This window comes from Ensifer sesbaniae, from assembly GCF_013283665.1.
GTDB lineage: Bacteria > Pseudomonadota > Alphaproteobacteria > Rhizobiales > Rhizobiaceae > Ensifer > Ensifer sesbaniae.
The window spans coordinates 699850-715670 of sequence record NZ_JABEKU010000002.1 but is presented as its reverse complement, the minus strand read 5'-3'; the positions used below and the strand labels follow the sequence as shown (position 1 = coordinate 715670).

The window sequence follows — 15821 nt, the reverse complement described above, 5'->3', positions numbered from 1 at the left end:
GACAATCTGTGATGAACGATTCTCACAAGAAGGAAAAGGCGTTGTCAAAGCAATCCGGGCCGTCGCCCGTAGCCAACCTCAGGCCTTCGCCAGCGACCGGCCGCTGTCGGGATCGAAGAGATGAAGGGCATCCGCCTCGACGGCGAAGGCGCGCTCTTCGCCCGAAAGAACCGAGCTGCGCGGCGGCAGGCACGCGGTGATGCGCTGCTCGCCGATCCGCGCCGTCGTCACGAGCTCGGGGCCGGTCAGTTCGACCACCTCGACACGGGCCTTGAACTGCGGCGCGGTCTCGCCGGCGGCGGCAAGCCGCAGCGCTTCCGGCCGAAGGCCGACCTTGACGCGCTGGCCATCCGAGACAACGCCCCGGAAGCGGGTCGGCAGGGTGATTGCCTGCCCGTCGCCGGCGATCTGCAACTCACCTCGCGCAACGGTCGCATCAAGGATGTTCATCGGCGGCGAGCCGACGAAGCCGGCGACATAGAGCGTCGCCGGCCGGTCGTAGATCTCTTCCGGCGTTCCGAGTTGCTCGATCCGCCCGTCGCGCATCACCGCGATCCGGGTCGCGAGCGTCATCGCCTCGATCTGGTCGTGGGTGACGTAGACGACCGTGGTCTTCAGCATCTGGTGCAGGCGCTTGAGCTCGGTGCGCATCTCCATGCGCAGCTTTGCGTCGAGGTTGGAGAGCGGTTCGTCGAAGAGGAAGACCTGCGGATTGCGGACAAGCGCGCGGCCGATGGCGACGCGCTGGCGCTGACCGCCGGAAAGCTGGCTCGGCTTGCGGTCGAGCAGGTTCTCGATCTGCAGGAGCTTCGCCGTTTCCGCCACCGCCTTCTCGCGCTCGGCGGCCGGAACCTTGCGCATCTCCAGCCCGAAGCCGATGTTCCGCGCGACGCTCATGTTCGGGTAGAGCGCGTAGGACTGGAACACCATGGCGATGTCGCGGTCCTTGGGGTGGGCGCCGAGAATGGAGCGATCGCCGATCCGGATGTCGCCGCCGCTCGGCTCCGCAAGTCCGGCGATGATGTTGAGCAGGGTCGACTTGCCGCAGCCGGACGAACCGAGCAGCACCAGGAACTCGCCGCTCTCCAAGTCGATGTCGATGCCCTTCAGCGTCTCGATCTCGCCATAGCGCTTGTGAATATTCTGAATGGCGAGAGCGCTCATGCGCCGGTCTCCTGAAGGTAGGACGAAAGCGGTTTGCCGTAGCTGCGCGGCAGGGTGGAAATCGCCTCGGAGGCGATGGCGACGCCGGTGCGAAGACAGGCTTCCAAAGGCATCTCGGCGGCAAGTGCCGCCAGGAACCCGGCATTGAAAACATCGCCGGCGCCGATCGTATCGACCACGGAAACCGCGGGTGCGGCGGCCGACGAAAGACGGCCTTCCGCATCGATGGCGATCGCGCCATGGGGTCCACGCTTGACGACGACGATCGCGCCCTCGGGCATGTGTTTCCGGAGTTCGTGTGCTGCTGCGGTCGGGTCGGCAACGCCCGTCAGCGTCGTCGTCTCGACCTCGTTGAACAGCGCCAGCCGGCAACGCTTCAGCCAGCCGACGGTTGCCGTGCAGTTTGTCTGCGTCCAGCCGTCGAGCGGCCAGCCGGTGTCGAGGGCAACGGCTATGTCGTGCGCGTCTGTCCAGTCGAAGAAACGGTCATAGTCCGCGGTTAGCGCATCGGTGAGGAAGGCACCCGAAAGCAGCGTGTAGCCGCCGCGCAGCTTCTCGCCGTCAAGCATCGCTCGAACCTTCTTAAAACTCAAAAGCGGAAGATGTCCGCGCGTCGTGAAGAAGGTGCGCTCGCCATCGGGATGGGTGATGCCGACGGAGAGCGTGGTCCCGACATTTTCGACCGGCCAGGACTTGGATCGCTCGGGAAAAGCCTCCTTCAGCCAGGTTCCGAACTGGTCGTTGCCGACATTGGCGGCGATCACATAGTCGACGCCGAGCGAATTCCAGGCGAGCGCACTGTTGCCGGCGCAGCCGCCGACGCGCAGTTCGTCGTGATCGACGATGATTTCGGTGCCAGCCTTCGGCCAGGGGGCCGCCGGCCCGAGGATGAGGTCGACATTGGCGTTGCCGACCACGGCAAGAGGACGCATCGGCTATTCGCTCCGGGTGATCTTGGTCGAGCGCACGGGAGTGCCGGCATTCTCGACGCGGGCCGCCGCAAAGGCGATCATGAAGGACTGGGCGACCGGCAGCATGGCGAAAATCGCCGCCATGCCGGCGGCCGGTGCAAAGGAAACGGTGGTGACGCCTTCGATCGGCGCTTGGCCGGAGGCGTCGAAGACGATGACCGGCGAGCCGGCCCCGGCGGCGGAAACAGCCATGGCTTCGACGAGACCGGCGGTCGGATCGTTCGCCCGGAAGAGCACGACGCCAACCGATGGGCCGAGCATTTCCATCGGTCCGTGGCGGAGCTGGCCGCCTTCGAGCGAGAAGCAGGGCAGTCGCGAAAGCTCGGTCAGACCGAGGCCGATCGCTTCCGCGAGGCCCTGCAACCGGCGGCCCGACGTGACGACGGATCGGACGCCGCTCAACGCAGCAAGCGCTGCCGCCGCATCGGGCGATTGCGGATGTTCCAGTGCCTGAAACGCTGCGGCCGGGTCGTCGCCAAGGGCAGCGAGAACGGCAAGATGCAGGGCGAAGCTGATCGTCAGGCTGCGGGTGGCGGCAAAGGCTTTTTCCGTGCCTCCAACGCCGATGAGCGATGGTGCATTCCTCGCGAGGAAGGAGCCGCCTTCCAAGGTGAGGCCGAAGGTGTCCGGCGTTGCACCATTGGTTTCGCCAAACCAGCGCAGCACTTCGGCGCTTTCGCCCGACTGCGAGGTCACCAGGATTGTCTTGTTCTCGATTGGAAGCGGCTGGCCGAGCTGTTCCGAGAGCGGCAGGGCAACGGCGTCGATGCCATGGGCGCGGTAGAGCGGCTCGACGGCGCGGCCGACGGCATGCGAACCGCCCATGCCGAGCAGCAGCAGCTTGCCCGTCGCCTCTAGCGAGGCGGCAATCTTCGTTGCAGGGGTGGTTGCCTGGTGGAAGGAGGCGATCGCATCCGAGGCCTGACGCGCCATTTCACGATCGATTGCGACGAGCCCGGCCGGGCGTTGCGTGGTGGTCATAGCCGTCATCCTTTGACGCCGCCGCTGGTCAGCCCGGAAATCAGGGCTCGCTGCATGAGGAGGCCGATCAGCACCGGGGGCAGGGCGGCGAGCACCCCGGCGGTTGCGATCAGTCCGTAGTCGGAGACACGGCCGCCGGCGAGATCGGCAATGGCGACCGTGAGCGTCTTGGCGCGCAGATCGGAGGTGAAGAGCAGCGCATAGAAGAATTCGTCCCAGGCGAGCAGGAAGGCGAAGAGCGCGGAAGTCGCCATGACCGGTGCCGCGAGCGGCAGGGTGATGAGCCGCAGGATCTGGTCGAGGCGGGCGCCATCGATCATCGCCGCGCTCTCGATCTCCCTGGGAATGGAATCGAAGCCGGATTTCAACAGCCAGGTGGTGAAGGGGGCCAAAATGGTGAGGTAGACAAGCGCCAGGCCGAACACGGAGTTCAAAAGGCCGAGATAGGCAAGCCCCATGTAGAGCGGTACGGCCAGCGCCACCGGCGGCAGCATATAGGTGGCGATCACGCCATAGAGCGACCAGGAAACACTGGGCGTGCGAGATACCGCCCAGGCGGACGGTATGGCGACAGCGATCGCCGCCAGCGTCGCCATGCCGGCGACCTTGATGCTGTTGAACAGCGAAGCGGTAAAGGCGGCGCCGGCGCTGTTTTCCAGCGTCGACAACAGCAGGCGGTAGCGCGACAGGTCAATTTCGTCCGGCCACCAGTTGAGCGGCCTTGCGGAGAGATCGGCAGCCGAAGAGATGCTCATGACGAAGAGCCAGAGAATGGGGGCGAGGATGACCGCTGCCAGCAAGAGCGCCGAGGCGTAGACGAAGGTGGTGAACAGGTGGCTCTGGCGTTCCATTACGATGCTCCTGCGGCCTTGCGCACCAGTGCCGCATAGGCGACGGCCAGCACGGTCACGAGCAGCGTGACGATCAGTGCCAGCGAGGCGCCCGATCCGGCGCGCTGGAAGGAGAAGGCCTCCTGATAGACGAGGATCGACAGCGTGCGCGTGCTGTTGGCGGGGCCGCCGCGCGTCATCACCCAGATGATGTCGAACACTTTGAAGGCCTCGATCGTGCGCAGCACGAGGGCGACGAGCAGAGGCCCCGCCAGATAGGGCAGGATGACATAGCGGAAGCGATTGAAGGGGCCGGCGCCATCGACGAGCGAGGCGGCGGTGATATCGCGCGGCACGGCCTGGAGGGCCGCGAGTGCGATCAGGGCCACCAGCGGAAAGTTCTTCCAACAGTCGGCGATGATCAGCGCCGTCAGCGCGGAGCCGGGCTCGCCGAGCCAGGAGCGGTAGCTGTCGATCAGGCCGATCTGCGTCAAGGCGGCGTTGAGCGCGCCATACTCGGGATTATAGATCAGCCGCCAGAGTGTGGCGTTGACCACCGTCGGCAGCGCCCAGGGCAGGATCATCAGCGCCCGCAGTGCGGTGCGACCACGAAACTGTTGATTGAGCAGAAGGGCCGCCAGCACGCCGAGCACCATCTCGGCGGTGACCGAGACGACGGCGAACCAGGCCGTCGTCACGAAGGCGCGCTGGAAGTTCGAGCCGCCGAGCATCTTGGCATAGTTGTCGAAGCCGACGAATGTGCCTTCAGTGCCGACGAGTTTGGCGTCGGTGAAGGACAGCCTGACCGTATCGACCAACGGCCAGCCGATGACCGCAATCATGACCACCAGCAGTGGCAGCATGAGCAGCCATGCGCGCGTCGTTATCCAGGTGCCGGACATGGGGTGGAAACCTTCTCGGGCCCAGGGAGCCCCGTCATGCTATCGCACATTGCCTCGGATCGTAACCGACCCAAGCGAATGATGCGCCAAATCAAAGTGTTAAAGTCCTTGGACGCAAGCGTTAAACCGCCGAAGCGTCGCTTCCCGCGGTCCCCGGGCGGTTATCCGCCCGGGGCTTGGGAGGACGGCTCAAAGGCCGCTGTTTTCGGCCGCCGTCTTCAAGGCGTCCTCAGGTGAAGCCTGGCCGAGCAGCGCTTCCTGGATCGCCTGCTGAAGGGCAGTCGAAAGTTCCTGGTACTTTGGTGTCGTCGGGCGCGGATACATGGCCGCCAGGCCGCGCTTGGCGGCACCGATCAGTTCTTCCTGACCCTTGGTGACGCTCGCATCCTCGTAGGAAGAGGCCCAGATCGGCAGGCTGAGCTTGGCATAGGCATTCTGCGTCTGCTGCGAGGTCATGTGGACGATGTATTTCCAGGCCTCGTCCGGGTGCTTGCTGGTCGAGGTGATGCCGAGGCCCATCGAACCGTTGACGGCGGAAACCTCGCTCTTGCCGGCAACACCCGGCGCCGGCACGACGCCGACCTTGCCGGCAACCTTGCTTTCCTTCGGATCGTTGGCAAGGTTGTACATGTAGGTCCAGTTCAGCGCGAAAGCGGCTTCGCCGTTCTGGAACACCTTGCGCACGTCCTCCTCCAGGAATTCCTTGGAGTTCGGATTGGTGAGGCCCGAAGAATAGCTCGTCACCATGTAGTTGAGCGCGTCGAGGCCGCCGCCCGACGTAAAGGCCGGCTTGCCGCCGTCGATGAACTTGCCGCCATAGGCGCTGACGAGGGTCGTGTAGTCGCAGATCGCGGCTTCGGCCTGCGACCAGCTCCAGGCGATCGGGGTTGCGAGCAGGCCCTTGTCCTTGATCACCTTCGCCTGTTCGGCAAGCTCGTCCCAGGTCTTCGGCGGCGCCTTGATGCCGGCCTTCTCCAGGATCTCCTTGTTGTAGAACAGGTATTTGGTGTCGAGGATCCAGGGCATGCCGTAGCGCTTGCCGTCATATTCGACGGTCGTCCACGCGCCGGGCAGCACGCCGGATTTCATCTCGTCGGTGATGCGGTCGGTGACGTCGACGAGCACCTTGTTGGTGGCGTATTCGGCCGGCCAGATCACATCGAAGAGCACGACGTCGTAGCCGCCGCCAGACCCCTGCGCCAGCACGGTCTTGTCGTGCAGCCCCTCATAGGGCACGAATTCGAGGTTCACCTTCACATCCGGATTGGCCTTGGTGAAGCCCTCCGTCATGGCGCGTACGTCCGCTTCGCTATAGGCAGCCTGGGCCATGAACAGCGCATTCAGCGTCGTTTCCGCATGCGCATGGCCGGCGAAGGAAACGCCGGCGAGGGTCGCGCAAAGCAGCGCGGTTCTTATCGATTTCAACATGATTACCTCCAGTAACTTGAGCGTTTCAGCTTCCTTCGACGCCTCTCTATGGTGCGCCGTATGCGAGAAGTCCGTCCGTTTCCGAGCGGCCGTCGACATATCCATCGGAGCGCCCGCAGCGGCCTTTGCCGCTGCCTTCGTTCCCCCGGAGCTCATTTCGGCTCCTATTAAGTCAATTGTCTTGACTTATTTTTTGTTCAATATTCTAACAGTGTCAAGAGGGGTTTTTGGATGAACGATATGCGCCTGATCCGGGCGAAGAGCGGCACCAATCAGGAAGGAACGAGCGCACACAACCGGCGTGTGATGATCGACGCTCTGCGCTTGAACGGTCAATTGTCCCGGGCCGAGCTTGCCCGCGCGACGGCGCTCACGAAGCAGACGGTCTCCAACATCATCGAGGAGCTGGAGCGTGACGGGCTGGTCGAATCGCTTGAGGCGGTGCGCAACGGCCGCGGACAACCCTCGACACCCTATCGCTTGGTGCCGGAGGGTGCCTTTGCGATCGGACTGCAGATCGACCGGCATGTGACGCGGACCATCGCGGTCGATCTCGTCGGCCGCGTGCTTGCCCGCGGCGAGGCCAACCTGCCCGCCGGGGGACCGGCGACCGGGGTCCGGACGATCCTGGAACTGATCGAGAAGACCCGCCGCGATCTCACGGCGATCGCTCCGCAATCGGAAGACCGGCTCGTCGGCCTCGGGGCGGCAATGCCCGGTCCCTTCGGTATCGAAGCCGATGACGACGATACCTGGATGATGGCAGCCTGGCAGAATTTTCCGTTGCTCGAAACGCTTGCGGCCGGCACGGGACTCGATGTCGGCTTGCAGAACGATGCCGCTGCGGCTGCGACTGCCGAACGCATGGTTGGAGCAGCGCACGGCGTGGACCATGCCATCTGCATCTATCTCGGCTATGGCCTTGGCGCCGGGCTGATCCTCAACGGCGAGCTCTACCGCGGCGCCAATGGCAATGCCGGCGAGATCGGCATGATCCTCAGCCTGCCGCGGGGTGCGTCGCTGGACGAGCGTACGCCGCTCGAACACCGCGCCTCGATCGCTTCGCTCTGCAGGCTGCTCGACCTCGACCCCGCCGATCCCGAGCTATACGCCCATATCGATGCGGTTGCCGCCGGCTCGGACGAGCGGGTGCGGCGCTGGCTCGACGCGGCCGTCTTCGAACTGCGCGCCGCCGTGCAGGCGCTCGAAACGATCTTCGATCCGCAGACGGTGATCCTGTGCGGCGGGCTTCCACCGGGGCTCGCGCGTCTGCTCGTCGAGGCGATGATGCCGTTGCTGCCTTCGATCGCCGACCGGCGCGACCGCAGCCTCCCGCGATTGCAGATCGGTTTCACCGATCCCTGGGCGGTGGCGATCGGTGCCGCGGCAGAGCCGATCAGCCGCACTTTCGATCCGCGCTTCTCAGCAATCCTCAAGACCCGGGTCAGCGCCGCCCTATGACCACGGGTTTGCGGGCGATCAGGTTCGCGGCTCGTCCAGACGCGCCAGGTCCGCAAATTCGGAGGCGAGAAGGTCGAGCAGCGCGCGAACGGAAGGCAATAGGCCCGGCGCGACGGGAACGCGGCGTGGATGCTGCCGGCCTTTGGCCCCCAGTCCGGCAGCACATCGACCAGCGTGCCATCCTTCAGGTCCTGCCGGACCAATTTTGCTCGATCGGGACATTTCGACGGTCTGCCTGCCGGATGGCGCCGGAGCGTTGCGGGTGATTGCCGGGAGTTATGCCGGAGCGCATGGATCCGCCCGCAACTTCACGCCCGATCGCTGGGACCTGCGCCTGAAACGGCAAGCTTCGCTGGCTCTCGATCTCCCGGAGGGCCATTCGGCTGGCCTGGCGGTCCCGCGCGGCAATGTCCTCGTCAATCGCGGCTATCTCTTCGGGGAGGCAATTTGTTCTCTTCGGTCGTGACGGCGGCGGCGTTACACTGGACGTCAGCTCGGATGTGACGGCGCTCGTCCTTAGCGGCGAGCCGATCAACGAACCGGTCGCCATGGACGACCCCTTCATCATGAACACCGAGCAGGAAATCAGGCAGGCGATGACGGACTTTCAGTCCGGCCGCTTGGCAAGATCGCGAGCGCCTAGCGTCGGCTTAGCCTGCCAGGCGCCCGTGTCCCGGACCGACGCTCGGGCGGTCCTGCGGCGGGGACGATCCGCCGATCATCTCGGGCACTCGAAGGAAGGAAGACGACCATGACCAGTGAAGCAATTCGTGATCCTTCAAAGGATCATCTGCTGACCCCTGCCAATTCGACCTTCATCATCATTGACTACCAACCGGTCCAGGTGAACTCGATCGCTTCGATGGACCGGCAACTGCTGATCAACAACATCTGTGGCGCAGCCAAAGCCGCTGTCGTCTACGGGCTGCCGATCGTCCATTCGACGGTCAACGTGAAGACCGGGCTGAACAAGCCGCCGATCCCGCAAGTCAACCGGGTCTTGAAGGAGGTCCCGACCTACGACCGCACCTCGATCAATTCCTGGGAAGACGTCGAGTTCCGGCAAGCCGTGGAGAAGACCGGACGCAAGAAGTTGATCATGACAGCGCTCTGGACCGAAGCATGCCTGACATTTCCGGCGCTCGACGCGCTGAAGGCTGGCTACGAGGTCTATGTCCCGGTCGACGCGGTCGGCGGCACGTCCGTCGCCGCCCATGAGGCCGCATTGCGCCGGATCGAACAGGCGGGCGGCCAGATGATCAGCGTGCCACAGCTCTTCTGCGAACTGCAGCGTGACTGGCAGCGCAAGGAAACGGCGACCGCCTTCATGAATCTCTTCATCGAGACCGGCGGTACCGCCGGCATCCAGTTCTCTTACGACAAATCCGAATAACGAAAACCGCGGGCGCGGCTGACCGCCGCGCCCCAATCCAAACGCCGAAGCGTTCGTGTTCGGCGAACCCGAATGCGTGCCTGCGTTCCAACGCGGAGCAAGACCACGACACCTACAGACACCCACGGCGTTGTGTGCTTCGCTTTATCGATCAGCGCCGGTCGAGTTCCAGGATGGTCTGGAACAGAACCTCCGCGCCGCGGGCGCACTCTTCGGGCGCGGTATATTCCGCCTCGTTGTGCGAAAGACCGTCCTTGGAGGGCACAAAGATCATTGCGGTCGGCGTAATCGTCGCGATATGCGCCGCATCATGCCCGGCGCCGGATATGACGTCCGTGGCCGAATAGCTGAGTGCGTCTGCGCTGTGGCGCACGGCATCCACGATCGACGGATCGAAGACGACCGGCGCCTTCGACCAGACGCACTTCAGCTCGGCGTTAGCGCCCGCCTTGCGAACGGCATCCTGCAAAGCGGTTTCCATCCGGTCGAGGCCAGCCTCGGAGGGATGGCGCATGTCGATCTGGAGTCGAACGGAACCCGGCACGACGTTGCGCGAATTGGGGCCGACCTCGACGAAGCCGACGGTTCCGACGCCGGGGGGATTCTCTCGGGCGATGTCGCGCACGGCAAGCACGATTTCGGCGGCGGCAACGAGCGCATCGTCGCGCTGCGCCATCGGCGTGCTGCCCGCATGTGCCTCGGTTCCGGTGATGACGACATCAAACCAGCGCAGGCCCTGGATGCCAGTGACGACACCGATCTCGGTTGCGGACGCTTCGAGCAGCGGTCCCTGCTCGATATGGAGCTCGACATAGGCGGCTAAGGCGGTCGCTTCGAGCGTTCCTCTTCCGCGATAGCCGATCGCATCGAGGGCCGCGCCCACCGTGACGCCTTCGCGGTCGCTGAGGGCATGGGCTGCATCAAGCGAAAGCGCGTCGGCGAAGACGCCCGAACCCATCATCGCCGGCGAGAAGCGCGAGCCTTCCTCGTTCGTCCAGTTGACCACCGTCAGCGGACGGCGGAGCCGCGTGGAGGTTTCCTTGAGGGTGCGCAGGATCTCGACCCCAGCCAGCACGCCAAGGATGCCGTCGAACCGGCCGCCTTGCGGCTGGGTATCGAGATGGCTGCCGACGGCGATCGCCGGCAGCGCCATGTCCTCGCCCGGATAGGTCGCGAAGATGTTGCCGATGCCGTCGACTTCGACCGAGCAGCCGAGCGCCCGGCACTCGCCGACGAACCAGTCGCGGACCTGGCGATCCTCCTCGGTCAGCGTCAGGCGGGTGACCCCGCCCTTGTCGGTGCCGCCGAAACGGGCCGTCGTGACGATGTCGTTCCACAGCCTGTCGCCGTTTGTTGCCGGTGTGTTGATGCGCTTGGGCTGAGTGCGCAAGGCTTCGGCGCTCATTTCGGCTGCTCCGGAGCGTCCTTGTCGAACCGGTAGCGGAAGTCGCAATGGGTTGCGCCCTGCATCACCGTCTGGGTGCGTTCAAGCGTGATGCGTGGGTCGTAGCCGGTGCAGAAGACGCCGTCACGGTTGCAGGAAAGCAGGTGCCCGATATGGCCGAGCCCCATCTCGCGATAGGTCTCGGCGTAGCGACAGCGCTTCACATTGTAGTGGAACTCTTCGTCCGTCGCTTTCGTGACTTCGATCGTCAGTGCATCATCCTGGGTCCAGAGGTCCTGCAACTCCTGGAACGTGCGCAGATTGGTGCCGCCGGGTGTCTTTGCCGCAAAGGTCCGGCCGGCTTCGATCGCGGCCTTTGTGATCGCCTTGTCGAGGATTGCCTGCGCGCGCGCCTCGCCGATTTCCTCACGCATCGCCTCGTAGATCGGCGCGATGATGCCGGCCTCGATCCGGCGGCGTGCGAGAATACCGATTTCGCCGTCCATCGCCGCCCGCGACGTGGTTTCGGTGTTTTCTTTGTCCGTCTTTTCCATGGAATGCCTCCCTGTCTGCCACAGGGCAGAACAACGGGGGGAGGATACTACGGCGGTGATGCCTTTGTGTTGCAATTCTGTGCCGGAAGCGACTGATATGGTGCAAATATTTTGCGCGGATTTGCGCTTATGCCGGAATCAATCTCGCCGCCACCGGCGCCGAACGAGTAGGAGTCGCGTGATGTCCGTTCGTGACCGGCGAAACACAGATTTATGCGATCGGCTCTTGGACTGCAGGCAAGGTTCGAATTTACCGACGTAATCTCCGCGGGAAGGCGCCAGCGGGTAAGTACGCAACGGTTACGAAGGCGCGCGGACGCGTGTAACGGGGGCGCCGCATGGGGCTTCAGCGGCTCTTGCGCAAGGTGCTGTCGAACAGCGGGTTGAGCTCGGGCAATTCATCAGCCGCTTCGTCGTCGGAGAACTCTTCCAGCCAACGTCGCCGGGCCGACTTCAGTCCGCTTCGCAGACGGGTGAAATCGGAGCGCTCGTGTCCTGATTGCGCGATGCCGTAGCGGCTCTGCCGATGGCGAGCGAAGGCGCTTTGCGTCTTCGGATCGGCAAACCGATCCACCCATTTCGCAAGCGGCACGTTGCCGGTCTTGCGCGACCATTTATCGAGCGCCGATTCCAGCCGTGTCCTGTCATGGTCGCGGCAGGCATCGAGAACGTGTCGGAAGGCCGTCTCCTCTGAGTGCGCTTTGCGCAAGAGCGCCGCGCCGATCCAGGTTTCCAGCCGGCCGGCCAGATTGGCGGCAAGCTGGACCAGTAAGGCAAAAGCGAGGACGGCGGCCGCGGCAGCGGCCCACCACAGCCAGTCGATTGGTGCCTCGACGGGTGGCGGCGGGGGCGGCGCAAGGGCAATTTCCGTTGCCGGCGCTGCACCGACCACCACCTTCGCCCCGTCGACCTCAGCCGTTTCGGTCTTCCCGGTCGCGGGGCTGAACCATTCCAGTGTAATCGCCGCCAGCGAGAAGGTTCCCGGCGCGGCAAAGACATAGGTTGCGGCGTCCTTGCGCAGTCCGGCGGCAATATCGCCGCGCGGCGTGCGCTCCTCCGAGAGCACCGGATCGTGCCGATAAATCTTGACGCCCTCGGGCGCTTCGAAGGTCGGCTCGGGGATCATCATCGGCGCCAGGCCGGTCGCGCGGGTGGTGACTGTGCGCACCAGTGCGTCGCCCGCATGCAGGCCGGCGGCGTCCCGGTCGAATGTCTGCGTGATCGTTATTTTCCCGGCGGTGACACCGGGCGTACCGGCCGCCCCTCCGGGAACCGCAGCAACGGTAAATTTGAGCCGTGGTACCGCCACCCTGCCTTGTGTCGTCTGGCCGGGCAGGGCGGCATAGCCGAAGGGGATCACGATCGTCGGCAGGGCATAGTTGCCCGCTGCCTGAGGCGTGATCACAAAGGTCTTGCGGATGCCGGAGAAGGCCTCACCATCAACAGTCTCGTTGAGGTTCATGCCGCGGTCGTCGGGCATGGTGACCACCGCACCCGGAAGGTCGAACAAGGGGAACTGCGGCGGCGCCAGGAAATAGTTCGGCACGAAGACGTCGACGTCGATCTCTATCTGCTGCCCGGCATAGATCGTCCCCTCGGTTGCGAGCGTGGCGCGCGCGAAGGGGTTCGCGGCAAGTGCGTTGCCCACAAGCCAGAACGACAGGCCAACGAGCCAGACGAGCAGCCGAGGCAAATTGGACGAGGCGCTCACGGTGTCGCCTCCTTCGCCTCGATCGCAAATTTGCGTGCGAGCAGCGCAGCGGGCGAGACCTGGATGTTGCGCATCCACATGTCGGCCGTCTGCGGCTCACCCTGGATCGTCGCGTCCGTGCCCTTCTTGCCCTTGTCGTCAAACTGCACCTGATCGGGGTCGATGCCCGCCTGTTCCTGTTGCTCGTCCTGTTCCTGCTTGTCCTTGGCGACCTTGAAATTTTCGGCAGCCGCCAGGTTCTGTTTCGCGTCGGGCCAGTCGGGGCGGCGTTTCAATGCCTGCTTATAGGCAGCGATCGCCTCTTCCGCCTTGCCGAGGTGCATGAGAGCGTTGCCCTGGTTGTAGTAGCTTTCGGCCGTATCGGTCTCGGCGAAGGCGTCGATCGCATCCTGGAAACGCCCGGCACGATAGAGCGCCGCCCCGCGCCAGTCGGGATTGGCGAACTTTTCGGTCGCGCCCGGGAAGTCGCCTTGCTCGAAGGCGCGACGGCCCTGCTGGTCCGGCGTCAGCCAGAGATCGAGGAATCGGTTATCGGCGGCCTGCGCCCGTTCGTTGCCCATGAACAGGGCGACGGCGAACAGGTAGACTGCCCAGCGCACGGTCCAGCCGCGCCGGAACCAGAACAGGCCGAAGACGGCGATCGGGATCGTCAGCCACCAGCCGGCATCGTGCCAGCGCGTCAGCCCCTCCGCGGTCTTTGCGGCGAAGTTGGTCTGGATGCGCCGGACGATCCAGCGCACGTCGGCATCGTCAGGCGTCACGGTCGCGACCTCGGCCTTGGACGCGGACTGCAGCGCCTTGAGGGCGTCGACATCGAGCTTGGAGCGAACATGACTGCCGGTCGCGTCGGTCAGGAACCCGCCGTCGGCGGTCTTCACCGGGCCACCTTCGGCCGTACCGATACCGAGCACCATCAGGGCATTGCGCCCCTGATACCGGCTGAACGCCTGGAAAGCGGCGCGCTCGACCCCGTCGGTCATGAACAGGATCGTGCCGGGCACCGTTTCATAGGCCAGAGCCTTCTCGACTTCCTGCAGGGCCTTTGCCGTATCCTTGCCGTCGACCGGCATGATCTGAGGTGAGAGGGCGGCGAGATAGGTTTTGACCAGCGCTGCATCATCGCTCAGCGGCAGCACCATATGGGCGGAGCCGGCATAGGCGAAGAGCGCGGTGCGCGAACCCTTTCTGAGGCTGAGAATATCCAGGACCTTGAGCTTGGCGCGTTCGAGCCGCGTCGGGGAGATGTCGGTCGCGTTCATGGTCGGGTTGAGGTCGATGGCGATCGCCAGCGGCGCGGTGTCCTCGACGAAGGGCGGGCGCTCGCGCTGCCAGGTCGGACCGGCGACGGCGATGGCCGCAACGACGATCAACGCCGCCGTGACGTGCACGGGCTGGAAGCGCCGCTTGCCGCCTTTTTCGACCAGAAGGTGGTCGAGCAGATGCGGCGCGATCATGCCCTGCCATTGCGAGCGGACATCACCGCGCCGGCTGACGAGGTAGACGAGCAGAGGGGCGGCGACCAGCGCCAGCAGCCAGAACGGCCTCAGGAAGTGGAAATCCGAGATCATGGCGCTGCCTCCTGCCGTCGGCGGCGCTCGGTAAGCGAAGAGAGGAGCCACATGATGGTGTGGTAAGCGAGGACGATCAGAAGGGCTGCGCCAAGCGGGTAGTGGAACAGTTCGATGCGCGGCCGCCAGGATAGCGTCTTCTGATTGGCCGGCGTCAGCTGGTCGAGCAGTTCGTAGATGTTCTGCAGGCTTGCCTGGTCCTGGCCGAAGAAATAGCGGCCCTTCGTCGTCTCGGCGATGCCCTGGAGGGTTGCCGTATCGAGCTTCTGTTCGCCTTCCGCATTGGGGTCACCGATGCCGACGGTGTGGATCACCACTTGCCTGTCGGCGGTGATGCTGGCGGCCTTGTCGGGCGGCATCTTGCTGGCGGTGTCGTTGCCGTCGGTCAGGAGGATCATCACCTTGTCCGGCGCGGTACTGGCGTCGAACATCTTGATCGCGAGGCCGATCGCGTCGCCGACGGCGGTGCGCGGGCCGGCCATGCCGGGCAGGCTGTCGGACAGGATCAGCTTGACGGTCTCGTGGTCGAGCGTGAACGGCACCAGCGGATAGGGCGCATCGCCGAAGGCGATCAGGCCGAGGCGATCGTTCGGCCGGCGGTCGATGAAGCCGGCGACCACCTTGTGAACCGCCTCTGCCCGGGTCTGCAGTTCGCCGGAGGGAGCGCGAAAGTCCCGCGTGTCCATTGACTGCGAAAGATCGATCGCCAGCATCAGGTCGCGCTGGGGCTCGGTCTTCTCGATCGGCGGCTCGACATATTGCGGCCGCGCGAGCGCCAGCACGATCAGGGTCCAGCAGATCGGCGCAATCACCTTCTGGCCGAGATTGGTTCTCGGAACGACCGAACCTTCGGTCGGACCGAGATTTGCAGCGGCGGTAATGTCCTTGAAGAAAGGTATTCTGACGGCGGCCGACTGCTCGCGGTACGGCGGAAGCATCCACCAGACGAGGAAGGGCAGCGGCAGGAGGATCAGAACCCAGGCATGGTCAAGCACGTACATGGTGCGCCTCGATCCAGTGACGTGCCGCAGCGGCATAGGTCCGCGCTTCCGGCTCCGGAACCGCGCAAAGCGCCGCGCTGCCGCGATATTCGGCCTCTTCGAAAAAGCGCGCCGAGGCGATCGGAAACACGGGGCCGCCGGAATGGGCATCGAGGAAACCCGTCCAGCCCGTGCCGTGGAGCCCGGCTATCGTTTCGCGCGGCCAGAGTACCAAGGCGGTGCGCTTCAGGAGGACGGGCAGGGCGACGAGCGCTTCGCCGCGGGTGGTGGGGGCGGTCAGCCGTCCTTCGATTTCCTTGAGGTCAGCGAGCGCTTCGCGGCGGTAGCGATTGGTCTCCCAGCGCCGGTACCAGCGCCAGCAGGCGAAGGCGATCAGCAGGAGCACGACGCAGCCGAGCACCGCCCAGGCCACGGTCTGCGGCATCATCGAGACGGGCTGAGGCATGGCGATGTCCGCGAGACCTCGAAGGCTT

At 64.7% G+C, this 15821-nt stretch carries 16 protein-coding genes; 4 read left to right on the top strand and 12 right to left on the bottom strand.

All coding sequences use genetic code 11. The features are described from left to right. Positions 1 to 78: 78 nt before the first annotated feature. The 6 genes from BHMPCIPO_RS21060 to BHMPCIPO_RS21035 all read right to left on the bottom strand — a co-directional run bounded on the left by BHMPCIPO_RS21060 (position 79) and on the right by BHMPCIPO_RS21035 (position 6276). Positions 79 to 1164: an ABC transporter ATP-binding protein gene (locus tag BHMPCIPO_RS21060; protein WP_173518777.1), complete on the bottom strand. Its 1086-nt coding sequence runs from the start codon at positions 1162 to 1164 to the stop codon at positions 79 to 81. After that, positions 1161 to 2096, bottom strand: coding sequence for a PfkB family carbohydrate kinase (locus BHMPCIPO_RS21055; RefSeq protein ID WP_173518776.1), 936 nt, complete (start codon positions 2094 to 2096; stop codon positions 1161 to 1163). Before BHMPCIPO_RS21055 ends, BHMPCIPO_RS21060 begins: the two co-directional genes overlap by 4 nt. A 3-nt stretch (positions 2097 to 2099) precedes the next feature. After that, on the bottom strand, positions 2100 to 3125 hold the full coding sequence (locus BHMPCIPO_RS21050; RefSeq protein WP_173518775.1) for an SIS domain-containing protein: 1026 nt from the start codon (positions 3123 to 3125) through the stop codon (positions 2100 to 2102). Next, complete coding sequence (locus BHMPCIPO_RS21045; protein ID WP_173518774.1) at positions 3122 to 3967, bottom strand: carbohydrate ABC transporter permease; 846 nt, start codon at positions 3965 to 3967, stop codon at positions 3122 to 3124. Before BHMPCIPO_RS21045 ends, BHMPCIPO_RS21050 begins: the two co-directional genes overlap by 4 nt. Continuing rightward, on the bottom strand, positions 3967 to 4848 hold the full coding sequence (locus BHMPCIPO_RS21040) for a carbohydrate ABC transporter permease (RefSeq protein ID WP_173518773.1): 882 nt from the start codon (positions 4846 to 4848) through the stop codon (positions 3967 to 3969). Before BHMPCIPO_RS21040 ends, BHMPCIPO_RS21045 begins: the two co-directional genes overlap by 1 nt. A gap of 189 nt (positions 4849 to 5037) precedes the next feature. Next, positions 5038 to 6276, bottom strand: coding sequence for an extracellular solute-binding protein (locus tag BHMPCIPO_RS21035; protein ID WP_173518772.1), 1239 nt, complete (start codon positions 6274 to 6276; stop codon positions 5038 to 5040). A gap of 231 nt (positions 6277 to 6507) precedes the next feature. Between BHMPCIPO_RS21035 and BHMPCIPO_RS21030 the strand changes: the two genes are divergently transcribed. The 4 genes from BHMPCIPO_RS21030 to BHMPCIPO_RS21015 all read left to right on the top strand — a co-directional run bounded on the left by BHMPCIPO_RS21030 (position 6508) and on the right by BHMPCIPO_RS21015 (position 9130). Next, complete coding sequence (locus BHMPCIPO_RS21030) at positions 6508 to 7737, top strand: ROK family transcriptional regulator (protein WP_173518771.1); 1230 nt, start codon at positions 6508 to 6510, stop codon at positions 7735 to 7737. Between the two features lie 205 nt (positions 7738 to 7942). After that, positions 7943 to 8203: a pirin family protein gene (locus tag BHMPCIPO_RS21025; protein WP_173518216.1), complete on the top strand. Its 261-nt coding sequence runs from the start codon at positions 7943 to 7945 to the stop codon at positions 8201 to 8203. Continuing rightward, on the top strand, positions 8145 to 8492 hold the full coding sequence (locus tag BHMPCIPO_RS33860; RefSeq protein WP_173518770.1) for a pirin-like C-terminal cupin domain-containing protein: 348 nt from the start codon (positions 8145 to 8147) through the stop codon (positions 8490 to 8492). The genes BHMPCIPO_RS21025 and BHMPCIPO_RS33860 overlap by 59 nt, the downstream gene beginning before the upstream one ends. Next, positions 8489 to 9130: a hydrolase gene (locus tag BHMPCIPO_RS21015; RefSeq protein WP_173518769.1), complete on the top strand. Its 642-nt coding sequence runs from the start codon at positions 8489 to 8491 to the stop codon at positions 9128 to 9130. The genes BHMPCIPO_RS33860 and BHMPCIPO_RS21015 overlap by 4 nt, the downstream gene beginning before the upstream one ends. Positions 9131 to 9281: 151 nt before the next feature. On the opposite strand, the gene BHMPCIPO_RS21010 is transcribed toward BHMPCIPO_RS21015, so the two are convergent. The 6 genes from BHMPCIPO_RS21010 to BHMPCIPO_RS20985 all read right to left on the bottom strand — a co-directional run bounded on the left by BHMPCIPO_RS21010 (position 9282) and on the right by BHMPCIPO_RS20985 (position 15793). Next, positions 9282 to 10535: a Zn-dependent hydrolase gene (locus BHMPCIPO_RS21010; protein ID WP_173518768.1), complete on the bottom strand. Its 1254-nt coding sequence runs from the start codon at positions 10533 to 10535 to the stop codon at positions 9282 to 9284. After that, positions 10532 to 11068 carry an L-2-amino-thiazoline-4-carboxylic acid hydrolase gene (locus BHMPCIPO_RS21005; protein ID WP_173518767.1) on the bottom strand — a complete coding sequence of 179 codons (537 nt, stop codon included), beginning with the start codon at positions 11066 to 11068 and terminating at the stop codon, positions 10532 to 10534. Before BHMPCIPO_RS21005 ends, BHMPCIPO_RS21010 begins: the two co-directional genes overlap by 4 nt. A gap of 346 nt (positions 11069 to 11414) precedes the next feature. Then, complete coding sequence (locus BHMPCIPO_RS21000) at positions 11415 to 12779, bottom strand: BatD family protein (RefSeq protein WP_173518766.1); 1365 nt, start codon at positions 12777 to 12779, stop codon at positions 11415 to 11417. Further along, a complete protein-coding gene (locus BHMPCIPO_RS20995) occupies positions 12776 to 14347 on the bottom strand; it encodes a vWA domain-containing protein (protein ID WP_173518765.1) in 1572 nt (523 codons plus the stop codon). Before BHMPCIPO_RS20995 ends, BHMPCIPO_RS21000 begins: the two co-directional genes overlap by 4 nt. Beyond that, positions 14344 to 15348, bottom strand: coding sequence for a vWA domain-containing protein (locus BHMPCIPO_RS20990; RefSeq protein ID WP_173518764.1), 1005 nt, complete (start codon positions 15346 to 15348; stop codon positions 14344 to 14346). The genes BHMPCIPO_RS20995 and BHMPCIPO_RS20990 overlap by 4 nt, the downstream gene beginning before the upstream one ends. Next, positions 15335 to 15793 carry a DUF4381 domain-containing protein gene (locus tag BHMPCIPO_RS20985; protein WP_246304496.1) on the bottom strand — a complete coding sequence of 153 codons (459 nt, stop codon included), beginning with the start codon at positions 15791 to 15793 and terminating at the stop codon, positions 15335 to 15337. Before BHMPCIPO_RS20985 ends, BHMPCIPO_RS20990 begins: the two co-directional genes overlap by 14 nt. Between the last annotated feature and the right edge of the window lie 28 nt (positions 15794 to 15821).